This window comes from Shewanella sp. SM55 (genome assembly GCF_025654025.1).
GTDB classification, from domain to species: domain Bacteria; phylum Pseudomonadota; class Gammaproteobacteria; order Enterobacterales; family Shewanellaceae; genus Shewanella; species Shewanella oncorhynchi.
The window spans coordinates 101,818-119,549 of sequence record NZ_JAKKRS010000015.1; the positions used below are offsets into that span (position 1 = coordinate 101,818).

The window sequence follows — 17,732 nt, forward strand, 5'->3', positions numbered from 1 at the left end:
GCACTATTGCCGATAACAATAAAACATAGGCATAAAGAAAATTACAATGTTGTATATTAAAACTAATAATTATAATTGCTTAAAGGTGTTTTCTGCCGGTTTTACGCTCTTAGCGAGTGTGACGTTATTGCTCTGCAATAGCGCCTTTGCGGGTTCCCAATCGATCATGATTACCGTCGCTAAGGGGTTTGGTTTATCGCTTTATGCCTCGGATATTGGCGATGCTAAGCAGATGGCGATGGGGGCTAATGGCACTTTATTTGTCGGTTCCAATAAGAGCGGCACTATCCATGCTCTCGTTGATAGTAATCAAGATGGTCGTGTCGATAAGCGCTATGTGATAGCCAAAGGGCTTGAATCACCCGATGCGATTGCATTCCACAATGGTGATTTGTTTGTCGCCACTGAAAATCAAATAGTGCGCTTTGTTGATATTGAGCAAAGATTGCGCCGCCCGAGTCGACCCAAAGAGATTTACAGTGACTTACCTTACTCAGAGAAGAAAAGTTCTCGGGCAATTAATTTTGGCCCAGATGGCCGTTTATATGTGTCTATTGGTGCGCCCTGTAACGTCTGTGAAGCGCCAGTGCCTTACAGTAGTATCATAGCGATCAATGTTGATACTGGCGCGAGTGAGCAGATTGCGGCTGGTGTGCGTGATGCAAGTGGATTTGATTGGTCGCCAATAGACAAAAAATTATGGTTTGCCGATCAAGGACGTGATTGGATGGGGGACAACTTGCCACCCGATGAGATTAACCGCATCGATGTGATAGGGAGTCATTATGGCTTTCCTTATTTACATGCCAGTAGTGTTGTCGAACCTGCCTATGAAAAACCGAAAAACTTAAAAATCACTCTGCCAATGTATGAGTTGCCAGCCCATGTTGCACCCACGGGACTTGCATTTTATCGCGGCAGTCAATTTCCCGATATTTACCATAATCAGTTGTTTGTCGCCGAAAATGGCTCGTGGAATCGTTCGAGTAAAGTTGGCTATCAAGTAGTTATGCTTAAGATTGAAGATCAAAAAGTGGTGAGTCGTGAAACGGTTGTTAGTTTCCTTGACGGTGAATTTCCCGTTGCTCGACCCTTTGCGCTGTTATCGGCATCCGATGGTGCTATGTACATCTCCGATGATTTAAAAGGTAACGTGTATCGCTTGTTTTATAAGGGCGATAGTACTGAAGAAACACAGGAACTAGAAGAAAATGAGTGACGCTATCAAGTTAAGTCTCGATGGGGTAGAGCAAATGCCATTGCGGCGCTTTACCGAAGAGGCTTATCTGAACTATTCCATGTACGTCATTATGGACCGAGCCCTGCCACACATTGGGGATGGACTTAAACCGGTACAGCGTCGAATTATCTATGCGATGAGTGAGTTAGGTTTATCGGCTCAATCTAAGCATAAAAAGTCGGCCCGTACGGTTGGTGACGTATTAGGTAAATACCATCCTCACGGCGATAGTGCCTGTTATGAGGCTATGGTATTGATGGCGCAGCCATTTTCATATCGTTACCCGTTAGTCGATGGCCAAGGTAACTGGGGGGCCCCTGATGATCCTAAGTCATTTGCGGCTATGCGTTATACCGAAGCTCGTCTCTCTAAATTCTCTGAAGTGTTACTCAGTGAACTGGGACAAGGTACGGTTGAATGGGGTGCTAACTTCGATGGCACTTTGAAGGAACCTAAAGTACTGCCTGCACGTTTACCGCATATCTTACTCAATGGTATTACTGGTATTGCCGTAGGTATGGCGACGGATATTCCGCCGCATAACGTGAGAGAATTAGTCTCCGCCTGCGTAGCATTGCTCGATGATCCTAAGCTTGAACTCGAGCAATTGATGGCCTTTGTACCGGGCCCTGATTATCCAACTGAAGCCGAGATTATTACCCCGTCTGCCGATATTGCAAAAATTTATGAGTCGGGCCGTGGGTCATTAAGAGCACGTGCGGTTTACACTGTCGATGGCGGTGAAATCATCATAACGGCGCTGCCGCATCAAGCCAGTAGCGGTAAAATTTTAGAGCAAATCGCTGGTCAAATGCAGGCGAAAAAATTGCCTATGGTGGCCGATTTACGCGATGAGTCGGATCATGAAAACCCAGTGCGTCTTGTGGTGGTGCCGCGCTCCAATCGCGTCGATTGCGATCAACTGATGGCGCATTTGTTTGCCACCACGGATTTAGAAAAGAGCTTTAGAGTTAACTTAAACGTGCTGGGTCTCGATGGACGTCCGCGAGTTAAAGGGTTGAAAACTTTATTAACTGAGTGGTTAGAGTTCCGCGTTGATACGGTTAAACGTCGTTTAGAATATCGTTTAGACAAGGTGGTATCGCGGTTACATATACTCGAAGCCCTAATGATCGCTTTCCTCAACATTGATGAAGTGATCGAGATTATTCGTTTTCACGATGATCCTAAAGCCGAGTTGATGGCCCGTTTTTCACTCAGTGATAAACAAGCTGAATCAATCCTCGAGTTAAAGTTACGGCATTTAGCTAAGTTAGAAGAATTTAAGATCACGGCCGAACAAAATGAGCTTGAAGCCGAACGCGAAAAACTGGAGCAGTTATTGGGCTCAGAGCGTCGCTTGAAGACGTTGATCAAGAAAGAATTAATTCAAGATGCCGAAACCTATGGCGATAATCGTCGCTCGCCAATCGTATTGCGTAATGAGTCCAAAGCATTAACTGAACAAGAGTTAACGCCGACAGAAGCCGTGACTGTTGTCTTATCTGAAAAAGGTTGGGTGCGTTGTGCTAAGGGCCACGATATCGATCCTTTGTCGCTCTCCTATAAATCTGGCGACCAATATCTATGTAGCGCGATGGGACGTAGCAATCAGGCCGCAGTGTTTATTGATTCGTCTGGGCGGGCTTTTGCGACGGATAGCCATACTCTGCCATCGGCCCGTAGCCAAGGTGAGCCTATTACGACTCGCTTCAATATGGCACCTGGCGAAACCATGCAGCATGTGTTGATGGGTGAAGAAGACCAATGTTACTTGTTAGCAACGGATGCGGGTTACGGTTTTATTTGTTCATACAACGATATGGTGTCGCGCAATAAGGCAGGTAAAGCCTTGCTGAGTCTACCAACAAACGCTAAATCATTAACGCCTAAGTTGATCGACCGCACTAAAGAAATGTCACTGCTAGCGATCACAAACGAAGGGCGGATGTTACTGTTTTCGCTAGAAGCGTTACCGCAATTATCCAAGGGTAAAGGTAATAAAATTATTGGCATACCAACCGAAAGGGCCAAGAATCGGGATGAACTTATGACGCATTTACAATTAGTGCCGAGTGATACGCCGGTTACCTTGTGGGCAGGTAAGCGCAAACTCACACTGAAGCCAAGCGATCTTGAGCATTATCGAGGTGAACGTGGACGTCGTGGTGCAAAATTGCCTAGAGGATTACAACGTGTCGATAGCGTTGAATTAGGTGACGGTGGTGATGCTTTAGCGAGCATCTAATGCTTTGTAATGGTTTCAATGCTGTAAAGAATTAAATGGGTTAACTAAAACCACCTCAGTTTGGCTTAGGTGGTTTTTTATTTTTTGCGTTTTGGATTAGATTTGAGGCATAAAAAAACCTACTGTATTACTACAGTAGGTTTCTATTATCTCTTAGGTAAGAGATTAGAAGTCGTAACGTACGCCTACAGAGAATACGTTGTCATCTTGTAGATCTGTTTTAGCATTAGCAACAGTAAAATCACCACGGTACATAGCGTATTGACCATAGATCATAGTTGATTTCGCTAAGCGATAATCAGCACCAATGTTGAAGTTTTGGAAGTTGATGTCATCAGCACCTTTTACGCCGCCCAGTTTAGTGTAAGCGCCACCTAAACCAGCTTCATCAATGCCGTATTCAGCCTTCAGGTTTACACCGTTCAGATCATAAGAAACGTTAACAAAGTAAGTGTTACCTTCGATGTCATTGTTCACAATATCTTCAGAGTTTTGGAATAAACCACCAACTTTGAATTGACCGAATTTTGCTTGGCCAACTAAACGGTATGCATCAACACCAGCAATGCCTTTGTTATAGGCTACTGCAGCATAGTAATTCTGTTCTTTAAACTTGCTGTCACCTAGAGTTGCGCTTAATGCATATAGGCTTTCAGAAGTCTTAGCTGTAGTGTCGTTATCATCAAATTGATAGTTAGCGTTTAATGTCACTAAGCCTGCAATTTTTGGTGAATAGTACCAAGCACCATCGGCAGTACGAGTTTGGGCACTGACTAAACGGTCGATATCGGCGTTAGTGTTACCGAAAATATCCACAGCACCTTCGGCTTGTTTGAATACTGAGTCATTACGACCCACTAACACAGTACCAGCGTTAGTTTTTAAACCTAAGAAAGTGTTACGTGCTTTGAAAACATCACCTGCACCAGAAGTGTTTTCAACTTGGAATTCCATTTGGTAGATAACGTCAAAGCCATCAGCGATTTTTTCTGAACCTTTAACACCTAATAGAGAGAAGTTGTTTTCTAAATAAGTACCTGCGTTATTCTCATCGGCATAGTTTGCTTCTAAGCCGTTAGTACCTGATTGTAGAGTGGCACCTGTGTCAGTATGGGTTAGAGCAAGCTCTAAACGACCATAGAAGCTTGGGCCTTCGGCTAGCGCACCGAATGAAGCCAATGCTAATACTGATGCAACTGATGCAGAGATGAATGTCTTTTTCATGTTTTGTGCTCCCTCGAACCTAAGTTCTTATCCATTTTTCATGGTTTTTGTGTGGTTTAACGCATTTGCTACCTGAGTCGGTAACAAAGTTGCCGCCGATTTTTACAGTTTTACGACTCGCAGGCTGTGGCGCAGATCATGTTTTTGGCTCTCCTTGCCTATATTCGGGCCATTTCTGGGATCTTTCCTTATATCTTGACTGCAAATTTACCTGAAAGGGGTAAAACTCTATTTTTCACTTACTACTTAAGTGGTAGGTAAGGCGGATTGCCTTAGATAGTGCGTCGGCGAGGGTAACTGTAGCATATACTAATGCTGTAGCAAGTCTGTCATATTGGTTATAGATTTGTGTTTGGGGGCGATATCTAAGCAGAAAAAGCGGCCGAAGCCGCTTTTTTATCAATAAATAACCTTGGGGTTAGTTGATTAATCTATTTAAAAATCAACGCGTAAACCGACAGTAAAGATGTTGTCATTCAGGTCTTGCTTTACATCGGCCAACATAAGATCACCATCGAAGCGCGTGTAGTGGCCATAGACCATAGTCTTAGTGCTCAGGCGGTAATCTGCGCCCACACTGAACTGTTGCAGGTCAACATCACGGACCTGTTCTAGGCCACTGTTGTCTTGGTCACCAACATAACGGCTCACGTACTTGCCTAGACCTGAGTCATCTTTGCCGTACATCATCTTTAGTTTTAAGTCGCCAATTAAGTAGGCTGCGTTGACAAAATAGGTATCGCCTGAGAGATTGGCAAACTTATCATCCACATGCTCACTGTGTTGATATAAGGCACCTAAGATTATGTCACCGAATTTAGCTTGGGCCACACCACGATAGGCTTCAACGTTATCAATACCATCACTATAGGCGGCAGCGACATAGTAGTTTTGTGCTTTAAAGGCTTTATCCCCTAAGGTGGCGCTCAGAGCATACATTTGATCTTTGCTATACACGTCGTTGCCATTGCTATCCACTTGGTCATAGTTATCACTCATCAGATAAGTGGCATTAAGCATCACGAGATCGGCAATTTTAGGTGAATAGTAAGAAATGCCATCGGCGGAGCGTGTTTGGCCTGCAACTAGTAAGTCGATATCAGCATTGGTATTACCGAAAAGATCGAAGCTACCTTCAGCTGCTTTAAATACGGTATCGTTACGACCCACTAAAGCCGTACCTGCGGCACTTCTGATACCTAGGAATGTATTACGGGCATTGAAGGTTTTATTTGAGTTGTCAAAGTTTTCGACACCAAATTCCATTTGATAAATGATGTCAAAGTAAGGGCTTACAGCTTCAGAACCTTTTACGCCTAACCAAGAGAAGTTGTTTTCAAGAACAGTGCCCTCCTTTTGGTTTTGAGTTGCATAACCTGTGTCTGAATTGGTAATGGCAAGATCAGCATGGCCATAGAATTCAGGGCCATCGGCGAGTGCTGTGAATGAATAGAGTGTGAGGCTAGAAATAATAGCCGTCGTCAGTAGATTCTTTTTCATCTTCATTTTCCTGTGCTTATCGCTGTTATATGCATTGATAACTTCAGTATCTATGCATGCTGTTGAGCTTTTATGCGGTAAAGTCTGCACAGACTTGAAATGATAAAGTGTGATCTTGATCAAGTTTCATATAAAGGATGGCTTATTCAACATATTGTTTTACAAGTGAAATACATGTTTTTATTAAGTCGATTACCAAATGACTCGGTGGTAAATGATGGGCCTTTGCTTTTATTACACTCATTTAGTATTCGTATCCCTTTGCATCTAGTGTTTGGTGGCTGAGGATCTGATTTCGGTTTATGTCGATATCGTTTAGAATCCACGGCACATTTCTGGTGTTGCTATTAAGCTGCCCCTGTTGGCATCCATTCGATGCTAGGGCAAGCGCTCCTGCTGTTATTGGGTAATATAAGGTAAGTATTTATGACTGAGGCCTATCTAAATCGATTTGGCGGAATTGGCCGTTTGTATGGACAAAAGGCGTTGGCTAAATTTGCCACATCCCACGTGGTGGTGATTGGTATTGGTGGCGTAGGTACTTGGGCGGCAGAGGCCTTAGCGCGAAGCGGCATCGGACAGATAAGCTTGATGGATTTAGACGATATCTGTGTCACTAACACTAACCGTCAAATACATGCTCTTAGCTCCACCATCGGCGGTTCTAAAGTTGCTGTGATGGCACAACGGATCCGTGAAATTAATCCTGATTGTCAAGTGAATGAAATTGAAGATTTTATTACATTGGATAATCTAGGCGAGTATTTGCTTGGAGCTAAAGAGGGTGGCAATATTGATTATGTTATTGATTGTATTGATGCCGTTAAGCAGAAGGCTGCGTTAATTGCTTGGTGTAAACGTCAAAAAATTAAGATAGTGACAGTGGGCGGTGCGGGCGGGCAGACAGATCCGACGCAAATTCAGTTAACTGATCTCGCTAAAACCTACCAAGATCCTTTGCTAGCCAAAGTGCGTAATATTTTGCGCCGCGAGTATAACTTCTCTAAAAACGTGCAACGCCGGTTTGCTATCGATGCTGTTTTTTCCAGTGAGCAGTTAGTGTATCCCCAAGCCGATGGCTCAGTGTGCGGTACTAAAGCGGCGGCTGATGGCAGCATGAGGATGGATTGTGCTTCTGGCTTTGGGGCTGTGACTATGGTCACTGGGACATTTGGTTTTGTGGCGGCAAGTCGCGTGTTAGCGCGATTGGCACAGCAGGCTCAAGAGGCGGTTTAAACTCTTAACCTAGATTCAGTCAAGATATCACCGCTTTCAAGGGCGGTGATGCCCCTTCAATATTATGTAATTTCATTAGGTTATACCTAGATATAAAAATCTTGTTGATTATTGACTGGTTCATATTGAGTGTATGGAAATTTAATATCAAATTGTGGGCCGCCTAGTTTTGAGTCTGCGCGATAACTCATAGTGCCTTTCAACAGTGTTGCGGCATTAAAGGCCGCTGATAATCCTAAGCCAGTACCACCTTTATTACGATTTGTCGTAAAGAAGGGTTCGAACATGTGCTCAGCAACATCGGCTGGAATGGCTAAGCCATTATTTTGAATGCTGATTTGAATTGATTCTTCATCCAAAGTCGCACTAATGTGGATAAGATTGTCTTCATGTCCTTGGAATGCATGGGTGAAGGCGTTCGAGAGAATATTACTAACAATTTGATTTAACAAACTGATATTGGTTTTGATATTGAGTGTAGGCTCCACGTTGATCTCCGTTGAGGCGTTAACATTGGGATGCATAATTAATGTCGACTCTAGGATTTCATGTAGCTGCTGGTTTAGATTACAGCATTGGTGTTCTTCATGACTGCGATCGATGGCGATCGTTTTAAATTTTTGAATTAAACTACTGGCTTTAGTGATATTACGGACAATGAGTTCACAGCTTTCTTGGTACTCATTAAGTATTTCATTTATCTCATCTAATGTGGCTTGATCGCTGTGGATCAGGTCGATCAGTTCTTCAATATGGCTGAGCTGCGCACTCGCCGCCGTCAAACAAATGCCAATTGGGGTGTTTATCTCATGGGCAACCCCTGACACGAGTCCACCCAAGGCCGCCATTTTTTCTTGCTCAACTAAAACCTGTTGTGCTCGTTTTAGTGCGCTAAGGGATTGTTCTAACTCTAGTGTTCTTTCTTTAACTTGTCTTGCTAGCTCTTCTTTATAGCTACGTTCGAGCTTGAGTAGCCGCTCTCTATCTTCTAAGGCTATTTGCAGTTCCGTCTTAGAATTCTTTAAGGCGCTAAATGAGCTTCTAAGTTGTACTTGCATGCTATTGATGGAATCGGCGACTTGTTTGAATTCATCAATTTTTTCATGACGGACAAATTGTAGTGGCTCATATTCATGGTCTATGTCGATATTTTTGCAGTATTGGCTGAGTTTATCTAAGTGTTTAGTAATGTTGAACCACACTAAAAATAGAATAAACCCAGCCACTAAGAAGGTTTTAATGCCATTAGAAAGCAGAATGATAATGGCCTTATCATACAAGCGTTGATAGATAGCATCGACATCGACTTGTATTTCGAGTGTGCCGACATTGATGTTTTCAGTCGGTGATTTATAGACTAAAGGAAAGGTTTTATCTAAGGAGTGTTCTTGTTTTTGCTCGCCTGCATTCCATGCTTGGCCGCTGTCATCTTTAATCGAAATATAGTTAATATCGGGCAGCTGAATTAGCCCATTGAGCTGAGTGTTAATGAGCCGCTCGTCAATAACCCAAATACTGGCGGCGAGCACATCTAAGTTCACCTTTTCCATGTTGGAAAATACTCTATCGATACGCACTACATCATTGCGATAATCACTGATCAACTGATACGCTGTGGTGATTAAGGTGATAACAGAACTAAAAAGTACAATAGACAGGGTAAGGTGCCTGCCTATGGGGCTTTTGATAAGTTGGCTAAAGAATGTCAGCATCTTAAATTTTCTTTATGCAATAGCGGCTTGAGATGCTTATAAGCATAGACCTACAGATCCAGAAAGTGCATTTTCTCGCAGATAAAATCAACGAAATATGTCTTAATTTGTGGCATTAAATTTGCTTATTAGCCGATAAGTTCAATTTTTTGTCACTGGGATAGCACTATGTTTAAACTCAAGCTGGATTCAGTTAAGTTTTTTAGCCCGAAGAAAATGATGTTTAGAGTCATGCTGTGGCTTATGGTGAGTTGTTCTGTCTTACTTCTTATTCCTCCTAATGTGCTGGCAGTGCTGGCGCTCGATAAATTTGTGCCAGAACATGCACAGTTTGTTGGATTAGGTCTAATCGTTTCTATCGCTTACTTTTTGAGTCAATTAATTAACTTAGGCTTAGATGAGTCTATCCGTCATTTAAGTGATAAGCGCGTTATTGAGACGATTGAAGCTAAAGTGAATCTACTTGATCCCGCTGAGCGAGCTTTAGTGAGGGAATTCTTTCTTCAAGGCGCCACGATTTTGACTCTGCCGCAAAATGAACCCGCTGTAAAAAGTTTAGTGAATGCCTGCATCTTAGAAAAGCTCGGTAACGAGCGCCATTATGCGATTCAGGGACCGACCGCCGACTATAAGATTGCCATGAAAGCGCGTATGTACCTTAACCGTGATGTGCTGCGTTTGCCAGCAGGTGAGCCGAGCCAAGAAGAAATGCAGTCGTTGATTAAGGCGCGTCCGCAATTTTTGAATGGATTAGTACAAAACAGAAAACACGCAGCATAGGCGTGTTCTACCTCACTCGGATGAGTGCTAGCGATGTTTTAGTTAGCATTTTTAACATACGAGACAACAAAAAATGGGGGTGATAAGACCCCCTAGATTTTGCATTTATACAAGAAATATGAAGAACAACTGGAGCAAAAACTATGGTTTCGGTGCCGACTTCACAATGAACATCCAAGTGATATAAGACACTATCCCTATTGTGCTAAAGATAACGATCATTGAAAGTAAGCCTATGGGGTTACCAAACATCAGATCTAACCAAAATGCCATGACTGAAATCCTCTTTCCTGTGAAGTCCTCGCTAAATTAGCGGTATTCGATAGCTAAAATACTGATCTCGATCAATAAAAAATCGACATAGGAATACAAAGTCATAACCCTTAGTTAACTCTGTGATCTTGGTCAAATTTAAGAGTATGCTTAACAGCGACGAGTTCAAATAATTTAGCTTTGTTTCTTCTTCCGTTAGCGTCTAGGATTAACCTATTCAACTCGATCGATATTCAGTTAACGCGCTATTCCATTTATTCGTTCTTGTTTTTATATGAAGGCGCGATATCAGTTTTTTAAAGGAGTAAAAAATGGATTCTAAAAAAAGTCACAAGGATTCAATGGGATATAATTCTATCTTTGCGCCACTATTGTTGCTGCTTTATCCCCTCTATTATTTGGTGATCACAGGGCACTTTGTTGCCATTTTGTGTTTAAGCGCGCTCGCCGCCATTTTAGTGTTCAACATCAATAAATTAATTCGTAATTTGAGACAACTTGAGCGTGCAGCACACCACTTAGGCGAGGGAGATTTAAGCTATCAATTAGAAGAGAAAGATGCGGGCGTGTTCATTAAGGTCGTTCATAGTATCAACCGCATGGGCGAGGATGTAAGTCGCACGATTTTATCTTTGTCTGATACCTGCGAAGGAATGAAAAAAGTAGCCTCGGATATCAAGGTCATCAGTGAGCAGGCAAAACAAGGCGTGTTAGAGCAAGAGCATCAAACGGAACTGGCAGCCAGTGCGATGACGCAGATGGTTTCAAGCGTACAAGCCGTATCGCAAAATGCGGTGAGTGCTGCGCAGGCAGCTGATATTGCCCAAAGTTCTGCTAAGCGCGGCGATCAAATCATGAATGGCATAGTCACTAAAATTGGCGCTATGTCGCAACAAATCCATGATACTCGAACCGTGATCGAGCACTTGGCCGCCGACAGCAACAATATCAGTAGTATTATCGAAACGATTTCGCAGGTGGCCGAACAGACCAATTTACTCGCTTTAAATGCTGCCATTGAAAGTGCGAGAGCGGGTGAACATGGTCGCGGTTTTGCTGTAGTCGCCGATGAAGTGCGTAATCTCGCTAAACGAACATCCGAAGCCACGGTTGAGATCCAGCAGCAAATCGCCGCATTACAAAAAGGCGCACAACATGGTGTTGAAGTCATGTTGAAAAACGTGGCGATTGCCGACGAAACGGCTGATATGGTTGATCAAGCTCACAGTGCACTCGGGCAGATTGTCGCTCAGGTGGAGACCATTACCGATATGTCCCACCAAATCGCCACGGCATCGGGACAGCAACATACAGTAGCAGAGGAAATTAATAAAAATATCAGTGTGATGGCTGAGCTAGCCCTGAGTAATGCCTCCCACACCAACAACACTAACTTATCGAGTTTGAAAGTGTATAACATGTCGCAGGAAATTGGCTCCTTGCTGTATCGATTCCATGTGAATGCGGCATTTTTTAATTCGAGTCAGGCGCAAAATAAACTCTTTGTGAAATGGGGGCCTGAGTTAGACATAGGGATGCCAGAGATCAATCGTCAACATCAGCGCTTAGTCTCATTGATCAATGAATTACACCGCACATTAAATGAAGAGTATGGACTTGAAGCCATCAAACGTATCGTGCAAGGGTTAGTAGATTACACCGCCAATCACTTTGCCTATGAAGAGGAACTCTTTGCGCGTTTTGGTTATCCTCAAACTGACAGTCACAAGGAAAAACACGGCAAGTTAGTTGGGCAAGTACTTGATTTTCAAAAGCGGGTTGTTAGAGGTGAAGATGTTGCCGACGAATTAATGGCTTTCTTGAAAGCTTGGTTGGTAAACCATATTCAAAAAAGTGATAAAGAATATACCGCTTTTTTATTATCCCATGGCGCAGAATAACCCCAAGAGCATGATTTTTGAGCGGTTAAATGCAATTTGTATTAAAGTCGCGGCAAAAGACTTGCCATTGTCATAAGCAAAGGTATAATTCCCAGAACTTAGAGACAGCCAGTTGTTTTGATTGCTTCTAAGTGCATATTTGATATGCCAGTGTGGTGAAATCGGTAGACACAGGGGATTCAAAATCCCCCGCCCTTAAAAGCGTGCCAGTTCGAGTCTGGCCACTGGTACCAAATCCTTCAGATGAAGGAACTAAAACCGACCTAGAGTCGGTTTTTTTGTGCCTGAAATTTGGTTTTCGCTCGGTGCTCTAGGTTGAGCTAGTGGGATTCAGCGATATCCATTTGCGTCATAGTCACTCCTTTGATTTGTGCATAAATCGCTTTGCCATGAGTGAGTTGCAGTTCGTCGCAGGCCCAAGGGGTGATGTTGGCCCAAAGTTCATCACGGCCTAGGGCGATTTTTAATTGGATTTGCTCGCCGTTATCACTGGGGTATAACTCTTTAATTTCTCCCTTTAGCAGGTTACGTATACTTGAGCCTTTGGGGAGCTCAGTGCAAACCGAGACATGATTTGCCTGAATACGCACTTTGAGTTTCTTTGCCGTTTCAGCCAGGTAGCCACTTACCCACAAATAGTTTCCATCATCCATCACGAGTCGAGTCATGGGGTAGTCGGGATGTCTGTCGGCGACCTTTGCACTGAGGAGTGAGCTGAGTTCCTGCAATGGCACCCAAGGCCGCATTTGCTCGCTATTCCACACTTCACTTAAGGCCCCTTGGGCGATCAATTTCCCCTGATGCAGCACCAGCATATAATCCGCCAGTTGTAAGATCTCATCTAGGCTGTGGCTCACATACACTATCGGCAGTTTTAGTTCCTGCGATAAGGTTTGTAGGTATGGCAGTAACTCGCGTTTACGGGGTAAATCGAGTGATGCCAGCGGCTCATCCATCAGCAGCATGTCAGGTGATGTCAGCAGGGCACGGCCAATGGCAACCCGTTGTTTTTCACCGCCCGATAGCGTGCTGGGATAACGACTGAGCAGTTTTTCAATCCCTAGTAGTTGCACAATTCTATCGAACAAGACTGGGTTAGCTTTACGCACACCATAGTTGAGATTGCCCTTCACGCTATAGTGCGGGAACAGTCGTGCTTCTTGAAATACATAGCCAATTTGGCGCTTCTCTGGGGGAAGGTTCACTTTGCCTTGTTGATAAAGCAGTTTGTCGCCGAGGCGGATTTCACCGCTATCTGGGGTCGAAAGCCCGCCAAGTAGGTTCACTAGTGAGGTCTTACCCGCACCCGAGCGGCCAAAAACGGCTGTCACGCCCTGCAATGGCAATTGGGTATCGACTTTCAGTTGCAGTTGTCCGAGCCGTTTTTCAATATTGATCCTTAACATACGCTTGCTGTCCTCTGCAGGGCTTTTTTACTCAGCCATTGGGAGGCGAGTAAAGATGCTAGTGCGATCACTATTGAGATAATGCACAGACGCATGGCCTGATATTCTGCCCCTGGGGTTTCAATAAAAGAGTACATGGCGAGCGGAATAGTACGAGTTTCACCGGGAATATTAGAAACGAAGGTAATGGTCGAGCCAAATTCCCCTAGGCTGCGGGCAAAGGCGATAATCATCCCCGACACTATCCCTGGTGAGGTGAGCGGCAGTGTGATGGTGAGAAATACCCGCCATCGACTGCTACCTAAAGTGCGTGCGGCTTGTTCGAGTCGAATATCAACGGTTTCAAAGGATTGGCGTATGGCTCTGACCATCAGCGGGAATGACACTATCGCCGCCGCGAGGGCCGCACCGCGCCAACTAAAGCTAAAACTGATGCCAAACCAATTAAATAACCACTGGCCGATAAAACCTTGGCGGCCCATGCTGATCAGCAAGAGGTAACCCACTACCACAGGCGGTAACACCAGTGGTAGATGGAGCACACTGTCAAATATAGCCTTGCCAGGAAACTCGACCCTTGCCAGCAACCAAGCGCATAAAATACCCAAGGGTAAACTGGCGATAACGGCAACGGATGACACCTTTAAGCTGAGCAGCAGTGCGGCAATTTCATAGTCGCTCAAAAGAGAGCCACTTAGCAGAGAGCCGCTTAACAAAGAACCACTCAGCACCCTAATTCACTCCAAAGCCATATTTCTCAAACACATTTTTTGCGCTTGGGCCCTGCAGATATTCATTGAACGCTTTGGCGCTTGCGGTCGATTCTTGTTTGACTAAGGCGACAGGGTATTCAATTGGGCTGTAACTCGTTTCTGGGAAGGTGCCAACGATTTTGATCTTTTGGGCGACTTTCGCATCGGTTGAATACACTATGCCAAGCGGCGCTTCACCCTGTTCAACCAAAGCGAGGGCGGCACGGACATTGTTAGCACGGGCGAGTAAGGGCTCAGCGGCTTGCCATAGCTTGAGGTTTTCGAGGGCTTGCTTGGCATATTGTCCAGCAGGCACATGATCTGGATCGCCAACAGCCATACGACTGCCTTTTAATGCGGCTTTAATATCCCAATCGACATTGAGCACGACTTCTGTGATAGGACTATTTTTCTCGGCAATCAAGACTAAGGTATTTTTTAACAAGGTTTTACGGCTGTTAACATCGACCGCTTTAGCATCGACCAGATAATCCATCCACTTTTGATTCGCCGAGACAAACAGATCGGCGGGCGCACCATTGGCGACTTGTTTTGCCAGTGTTGAGGAAGAGGCGAAGGAGAATATCACCTTAGTATTGTGTTCTTTTTCATATTGCTGGCCGATTTCGTTAAGTGCATTGGTGAGCGATGCCGCTGCAAAAACAGTCACTTGCTCATTGTCTGCCGCAAAAATAGGGCTAGATGTCAGTACGATTGTGAATAATGAAGCCGTGGTAAAACGCAGTAATTGCTTAAGGTGAATGGATTTCATTGTGTTCCTCCGTGATAAAAAGTGATCGATATATACCAATCTATATATCGATAATTCAAGCCCTAAGCAATCAATTAGTGATCTGTGTGCGGTTTCTTGCTGATTAATGGCATTCATCCGCTGAAATATCTAGGTAATCTTATTGGTATCCTCAAGACGATGAAGGACAATAGGACTCAAGTCAGACTTGGGTGCGGGATAAACGATGGATTTACATGCATTACTTACGCTTTCCCTCGGGGATAAGCCCTTCGCCAATCCTAGGCGGATAGGCCTGCTTGAGCAGGTTGCCAACACAGGCTCGATCAGCCAAGGCGCCAAGCTTGCGGGGATCAGTTATAAAGCGGCGTGGGACGCGATCAATGAGATGAACACCGCCATGCCCGAACCCGTAGTGTGTAGCGAAAAGGGCGGCAAAGGCGGTGGCGGCGCTAAACTCACCGAATTTGGCGAACGGTTGCTTAAGGTGTATTCCATCACCTCCCAAGTACAAGAAATGGCTTTGGCTGCCTTGCTCGATGAGTCCGTCGATATGCACAGTTTATTGGATGTGATGGCGCATTTCTCCCTCAACACCAGCGCCCGCAATCAGTTAACGGGTCGTATCAATAGCATTGATTCATTTGGATTAAATGACAAAATCAGCGTGACCTTAGCGGGCGGACAACAGATTCAGATTTCAGTGACCCATTCGAGCCGCGAACGCTTGCAGTTAGCCCTGGATAAATCTGTGTTGTTACTGTTTAAAGCCCCCGCTGTATTGGCGACGACTCATGTCTGTGAAGTGGATGGGCAAAATTGCTTAAGCGGTTGTTTGCTGAGCGTGACTGAACTTGGCGATAAGGCCGAATTAGCCATAGCTATTGATGGCAAAGACATCATCTATTCGGTGATGCCACTCACCCAAATACAGAGTTTGGCTGTCGGCGAATCATGTTTCGCCTGTTTTGATGCCACGCAGGTGATCCTCGCCAGCATGAATTAGTCGAATTGAGTGATTGATTCGATTAATCATTGGGTTATTCACTGAGAATGGCCAGTACTTGGCGTGAATGTTTCGTAGCGGGTTGGTCGTTTTTGTATTTAAATCGACATCAAAGTCATAAGGCTTCACCCCACGACGTTGATTTTTCTTGAAAAAGAATCAAATGAAGTCTGTATCTAGATTCGTTTGAATGGCTGAACTACCACAAGTGGCACAGTCATAGAATGTAGACACCAACAATTTACCACCTAACGATTTGGTATCGTACTAAATCGGCATTGAGCCTAAGCACCACTCAATCGTGCTTTCCTTGTCAATTTCTACACAGATATTTGCAAATCTTTACCTGTTAACGACACTTCCTTCGTCTACTGTCTTTGGCTAACTCTATATACTGTTGGAACAATTTCAGTTCCTTAGCAAGATGAATGCTTGCTGTCTTTAGCATTGATGGACACGACAATACCGATGAAAAAATCCTCAAAGCGTAAATTGCTGCTCGCGTTAAGCGGCTTAATCCTCCTGAGTGGCGGTGCTTATTTTATGTGGCATAAGCCTGAAATGGCACCTACCTATGTAACTGAAGCGGTGCGCCGTGGCGATATCGAAAACTCAGTACTTGCCAATGGCATGTTGCAGGCATCCAAACTGGTGAGTGTAGGTGCGCAGGTATCGGGGCAAATCTTAAGTTTGCCGCTGGCACTGGGTGATGAAGTAAAGAAAGGCGATTTGATTGCTCAGATTGATAGCCTAGCGCAGCAGAATAATTTGAAGGATGCCCTCGCATCACTCAAGAGTATCAATGCTCAGTTCCGTGCTAAACAGGCGCAGATCCGCCAAGCCAAGTTGGAATTTAGCCGCCAGCAGCAAATGCTTGCCGATAAGGCCAGTTCCCGCGCCGATTATGAAGTGGCCGATGCTAATCTAACGGTTTATCAAGCCGAGCTTGAGCAATTAGAAGCGCAAAAACAACAGGCTGAGATTAACGTCGACAGTGCCAGAATCGATTTAGGTTATACCAAAATTACCGCGCCGATGGATGGCACTGTGGTGTATTCCGCGGTGGAAGTGGGGCAAACCGTTAACGCCAATCAAACGACACCGACCATAGTTGAAATGGCGCAGCTGGATACCATGACAGTTAAAGCGCAGATTTCTGAAGCGGATGTTGTCAATGTCCATCCGGGTCAAGCCGTGTATTTCACGGTTCTTGGAAAACCGAATCATCCCTACCGTGGCGTTTTGAGGGCGATTGAGCCTGGGCCGATTTCGATGGATGGCGACGATAGCAATATGAGCTCTAGCGACTCAGACGCCATTTATTACCATGGTCTGTTTGATGTAGAAAACCCTGACCGCACCTTGCGTATCGGCATGACGGCGCAGGTGTCTATAGTGTTAGCTAAGGCCGATGATGCGCTATTAGTGCCTGCGCAGATATTGCGTATAAAGCCGAGGGAGAAATCCGCGGTGCCAGAGGCTAAGTCTGTCGAGCGTAAAGCCCGCAGCGGCCCGCAATATCAAGTGCCCGTGTTAGTTGATAACCAAGTGCAATATGTGGATGTCACTGTGGGGATTAACAACAAAATCAATGCTGAAATCACCGCGGGTTTGAAGGAAGGCGATCAGGTTGTGCTTGGCATGCCGTCTTCCGATGATGGCAGCAGTAAATTACGTCGCCCACCTAGCGTGAGGTTTTAACA

General features: G+C 44.7%; 14 protein-coding genes and 1 tRNA gene. 8 read left to right on the plus strand and 7 right to left on the minus strand.

What is annotated here, in order from left to right; translation table 11 throughout:
- The first annotated feature begins 46 nt into the window (after positions 1-46).
- A complete protein-coding gene (locus L5L91_RS17680; RefSeq protein ID WP_105251474.1) occupies positions 47-1,219 on the plus strand; it encodes a PQQ-dependent sugar dehydrogenase in 1,173 nt (390 codons plus the stop codon).
- On the plus strand, positions 1,212-3,488 hold the full coding sequence (parC, locus tag L5L91_RS17685) for a DNA topoisomerase IV subunit A (RefSeq protein WP_198573784.1): 2,277 nt from the start codon (positions 1,212-1,214) through the stop codon (positions 3,486-3,488). Before L5L91_RS17680 ends, parC begins: the two co-directional genes overlap by 8 nt.
- Before the next feature lie 165 nt (positions 3,489-3,653).
- Here parC and L5L91_RS17690 read toward each other — a convergent pair whose 3' ends face one another.
- On the minus strand, positions 3,654-4,712 hold the full coding sequence (locus tag L5L91_RS17690) for a porin (RefSeq protein WP_263237306.1): 1,059 nt from the start codon (positions 4,710-4,712) through the stop codon (positions 3,654-3,656).
- A 435-nt stretch (positions 4,713-5,147) separates the two neighbouring features.
- On the minus strand, positions 5,148-6,212 hold the full coding sequence (locus L5L91_RS17695) for a porin (protein ID WP_263237308.1): 1,065 nt from the start codon (positions 6,210-6,212) through the stop codon (positions 5,148-5,150).
- Positions 6,213-6,638: 426 nt separating this feature from the next.
- Between L5L91_RS17695 and tcdA the strand changes: the two genes are divergently transcribed.
- On the plus strand, positions 6,639-7,448 hold the full coding sequence (tcdA, locus tag L5L91_RS17700; protein ID WP_263237311.1) for a tRNA cyclic N6-threonylcarbamoyladenosine(37) synthase TcdA: 810 nt from the start codon (positions 6,639-6,641) through the stop codon (positions 7,446-7,448).
- An 86-nt stretch (positions 7,449-7,534) separates the two neighbouring features.
- Here tcdA and L5L91_RS17705 read toward each other — a convergent pair whose 3' ends face one another.
- Positions 7,535-9,160: an ATP-binding protein gene (locus L5L91_RS17705; protein WP_263237312.1), complete on the minus strand. Its 1,626-nt coding sequence runs from the start codon at positions 9,158-9,160 to the stop codon at positions 7,535-7,537.
- Positions 9,161-9,328: 168 nt separating this feature from the next.
- Here L5L91_RS17705 and L5L91_RS17710 point away from each other — a divergent pair, with 168 nt between their 5' ends.
- Positions 9,329-9,940 carry a superinfection exclusion B family protein gene (locus L5L91_RS17710; RefSeq protein WP_105251480.1) on the plus strand — a complete coding sequence of 204 codons (612 nt, stop codon included), beginning with the start codon at positions 9,329-9,331 and terminating at the stop codon, positions 9,938-9,940.
- A 141-nt stretch (positions 9,941-10,081) separates the two neighbouring features.
- On the opposite strand, the gene L5L91_RS17715 is transcribed toward L5L91_RS17710, so the two are convergent.
- The gene (locus L5L91_RS17715) at positions 10,082-10,213 is read right to left on the minus strand and encodes a DUF3149 domain-containing protein (protein ID WP_105251481.1); all 132 of its coding nucleotides are present in this window, start codon (positions 10,211-10,213) and stop codon (positions 10,082-10,084) included.
- A 311-nt stretch (positions 10,214-10,524) separates the two neighbouring features.
- Here L5L91_RS17715 and L5L91_RS17720 point away from each other — a divergent pair, with 311 nt between their 5' ends.
- Both L5L91_RS17720 and L5L91_RS17725 read left to right on the plus strand, forming a co-directional pair.
- Entirely contained in the window at positions 10,525-12,114 is a 1,590-nt protein-coding gene (locus tag L5L91_RS17720; RefSeq protein ID WP_263237313.1) for a bacteriohemerythrin, read from the plus strand.
- A 146-nt stretch (positions 12,115-12,260) separates the two neighbouring features.
- Positions 12,261-12,347: transfer RNA gene (locus L5L91_RS17725), tRNA-Leu, on the plus strand.
- An 87-nt stretch (positions 12,348-12,434) separates the two neighbouring features.
- Here the strand turns inward: L5L91_RS17725 and modC are convergent.
- Genes modC through modA form a run of 3 tightly spaced genes read right to left on the minus strand, consistent with a single transcriptional unit; the run spans position 12,435 to position 15,044 of the window.
- Complete coding sequence (modC, locus tag L5L91_RS17730) at positions 12,435-13,520, minus strand: molybdenum ABC transporter ATP-binding protein ModC (protein ID WP_263237314.1); 1,086 nt, start codon at positions 13,518-13,520, stop codon at positions 12,435-12,437.
- Positions 13,514-14,251, minus strand: coding sequence for a molybdate ABC transporter permease subunit (gene modB / locus L5L91_RS17735; protein ID WP_006083011.1), 738 nt, complete (start codon positions 14,249-14,251; stop codon positions 13,514-13,516). Before modB ends, modC begins: the two co-directional genes overlap by 7 nt.
- 1 nt (position 14,252) lies before the next feature.
- Positions 14,253-15,044 (minus strand): molybdate ABC transporter substrate-binding protein, encoded by a 792-nt coding sequence (modA, locus tag L5L91_RS17740; RefSeq protein WP_263237316.1) that lies wholly within the window; start codon positions 15,042-15,044, stop codon positions 14,253-14,255.
- 205 nt (positions 15,045-15,249) lie between these two features.
- On the opposite strand from modA, the gene L5L91_RS17745 reads away from it, so the two are divergent.
- Both L5L91_RS17745 and L5L91_RS17750 read left to right on the plus strand, forming a co-directional pair.
- Positions 15,250-16,029: a TOBE domain-containing protein gene (locus tag L5L91_RS17745; protein ID WP_263237318.1), complete on the plus strand. Its 780-nt coding sequence runs from the start codon at positions 15,250-15,252 to the stop codon at positions 16,027-16,029.
- A 468-nt stretch (positions 16,030-16,497) separates the two neighbouring features.
- Entirely contained in the window at positions 16,498-17,730 is a 1,233-nt protein-coding gene (locus L5L91_RS17750) for an efflux RND transporter periplasmic adaptor subunit (RefSeq protein ID WP_212601354.1), read from the plus strand.
- The last annotated feature ends 2 nt before the right edge of the window (positions 17,731-17,732 follow it).

What these genes read in the sequence shown, in the direction of transcription:
- L5L91_RS17680 (WP_105251474.1), top strand. Translation starts at nt 47, where the DNA reads ATGTTGTATATTAAAACTAATAATTATAATTGCTTAAAGGTGTTTTCT.
- parC (WP_198573784.1), top strand. Translation starts at nt 1,212, where the DNA reads ATGAGTGACGCTATCAAGTTAAGTCTCGATGGGGTAGAGCAAATGCCA.
- L5L91_RS17690 (WP_263237306.1), bottom strand. Translation starts at nt 4,712, where the DNA reads ATGAAAAAGACATTCATCTCTGCATCAGTTGCATCAGTATTAGCATTG.
- L5L91_RS17695 (WP_263237308.1), bottom strand. Translation starts at nt 6,212, where the DNA reads ATGAAAAAGAATCTACTGACGACGGCTATTATTTCTAGCCTCACACTC.
- tcdA (WP_263237311.1), top strand. Translation starts at nt 6,639, where the DNA reads ATGACTGAGGCCTATCTAAATCGATTTGGCGGAATTGGCCGTTTGTAT.
- L5L91_RS17705 (WP_263237312.1), bottom strand. Translation starts at nt 9,160, where the DNA reads ATGCTGACATTCTTTAGCCAACTTATCAAAAGCCCCATAGGCAGGCAC.
- L5L91_RS17710 (WP_105251480.1), top strand. Translation starts at nt 9,329, where the DNA reads ATGTTTAAACTCAAGCTGGATTCAGTTAAGTTTTTTAGCCCGAAGAAA.
- L5L91_RS17715 (WP_105251481.1), bottom strand. Translation starts at nt 10,213, where the DNA reads ATGGCATTTTGGTTAGATCTGATGTTTGGTAACCCCATAGGCTTACTT.
- L5L91_RS17720 (WP_263237313.1), top strand. Translation starts at nt 10,525, where the DNA reads ATGGATTCTAAAAAAAGTCACAAGGATTCAATGGGATATAATTCTATC.
- modC (WP_263237314.1), bottom strand. Translation starts at nt 13,520, where the DNA reads ATGTTAAGGATCAATATTGAAAAACGGCTCGGACAACTGCAACTGAAA.
- modA (WP_263237316.1), bottom strand. Translation starts at nt 15,044, where the DNA reads ATGAAATCCATTCACCTTAAGCAATTACTGCGTTTTACCACGGCTTCA.
- L5L91_RS17745 (WP_263237318.1), top strand. Translation starts at nt 15,250, where the DNA reads ATGGATTTACATGCATTACTTACGCTTTCCCTCGGGGATAAGCCCTTC.
- L5L91_RS17750 (WP_212601354.1), top strand. Translation starts at nt 16,498, where the DNA reads ATGAAAAAATCCTCAAAGCGTAAATTGCTGCTCGCGTTAAGCGGCTTA.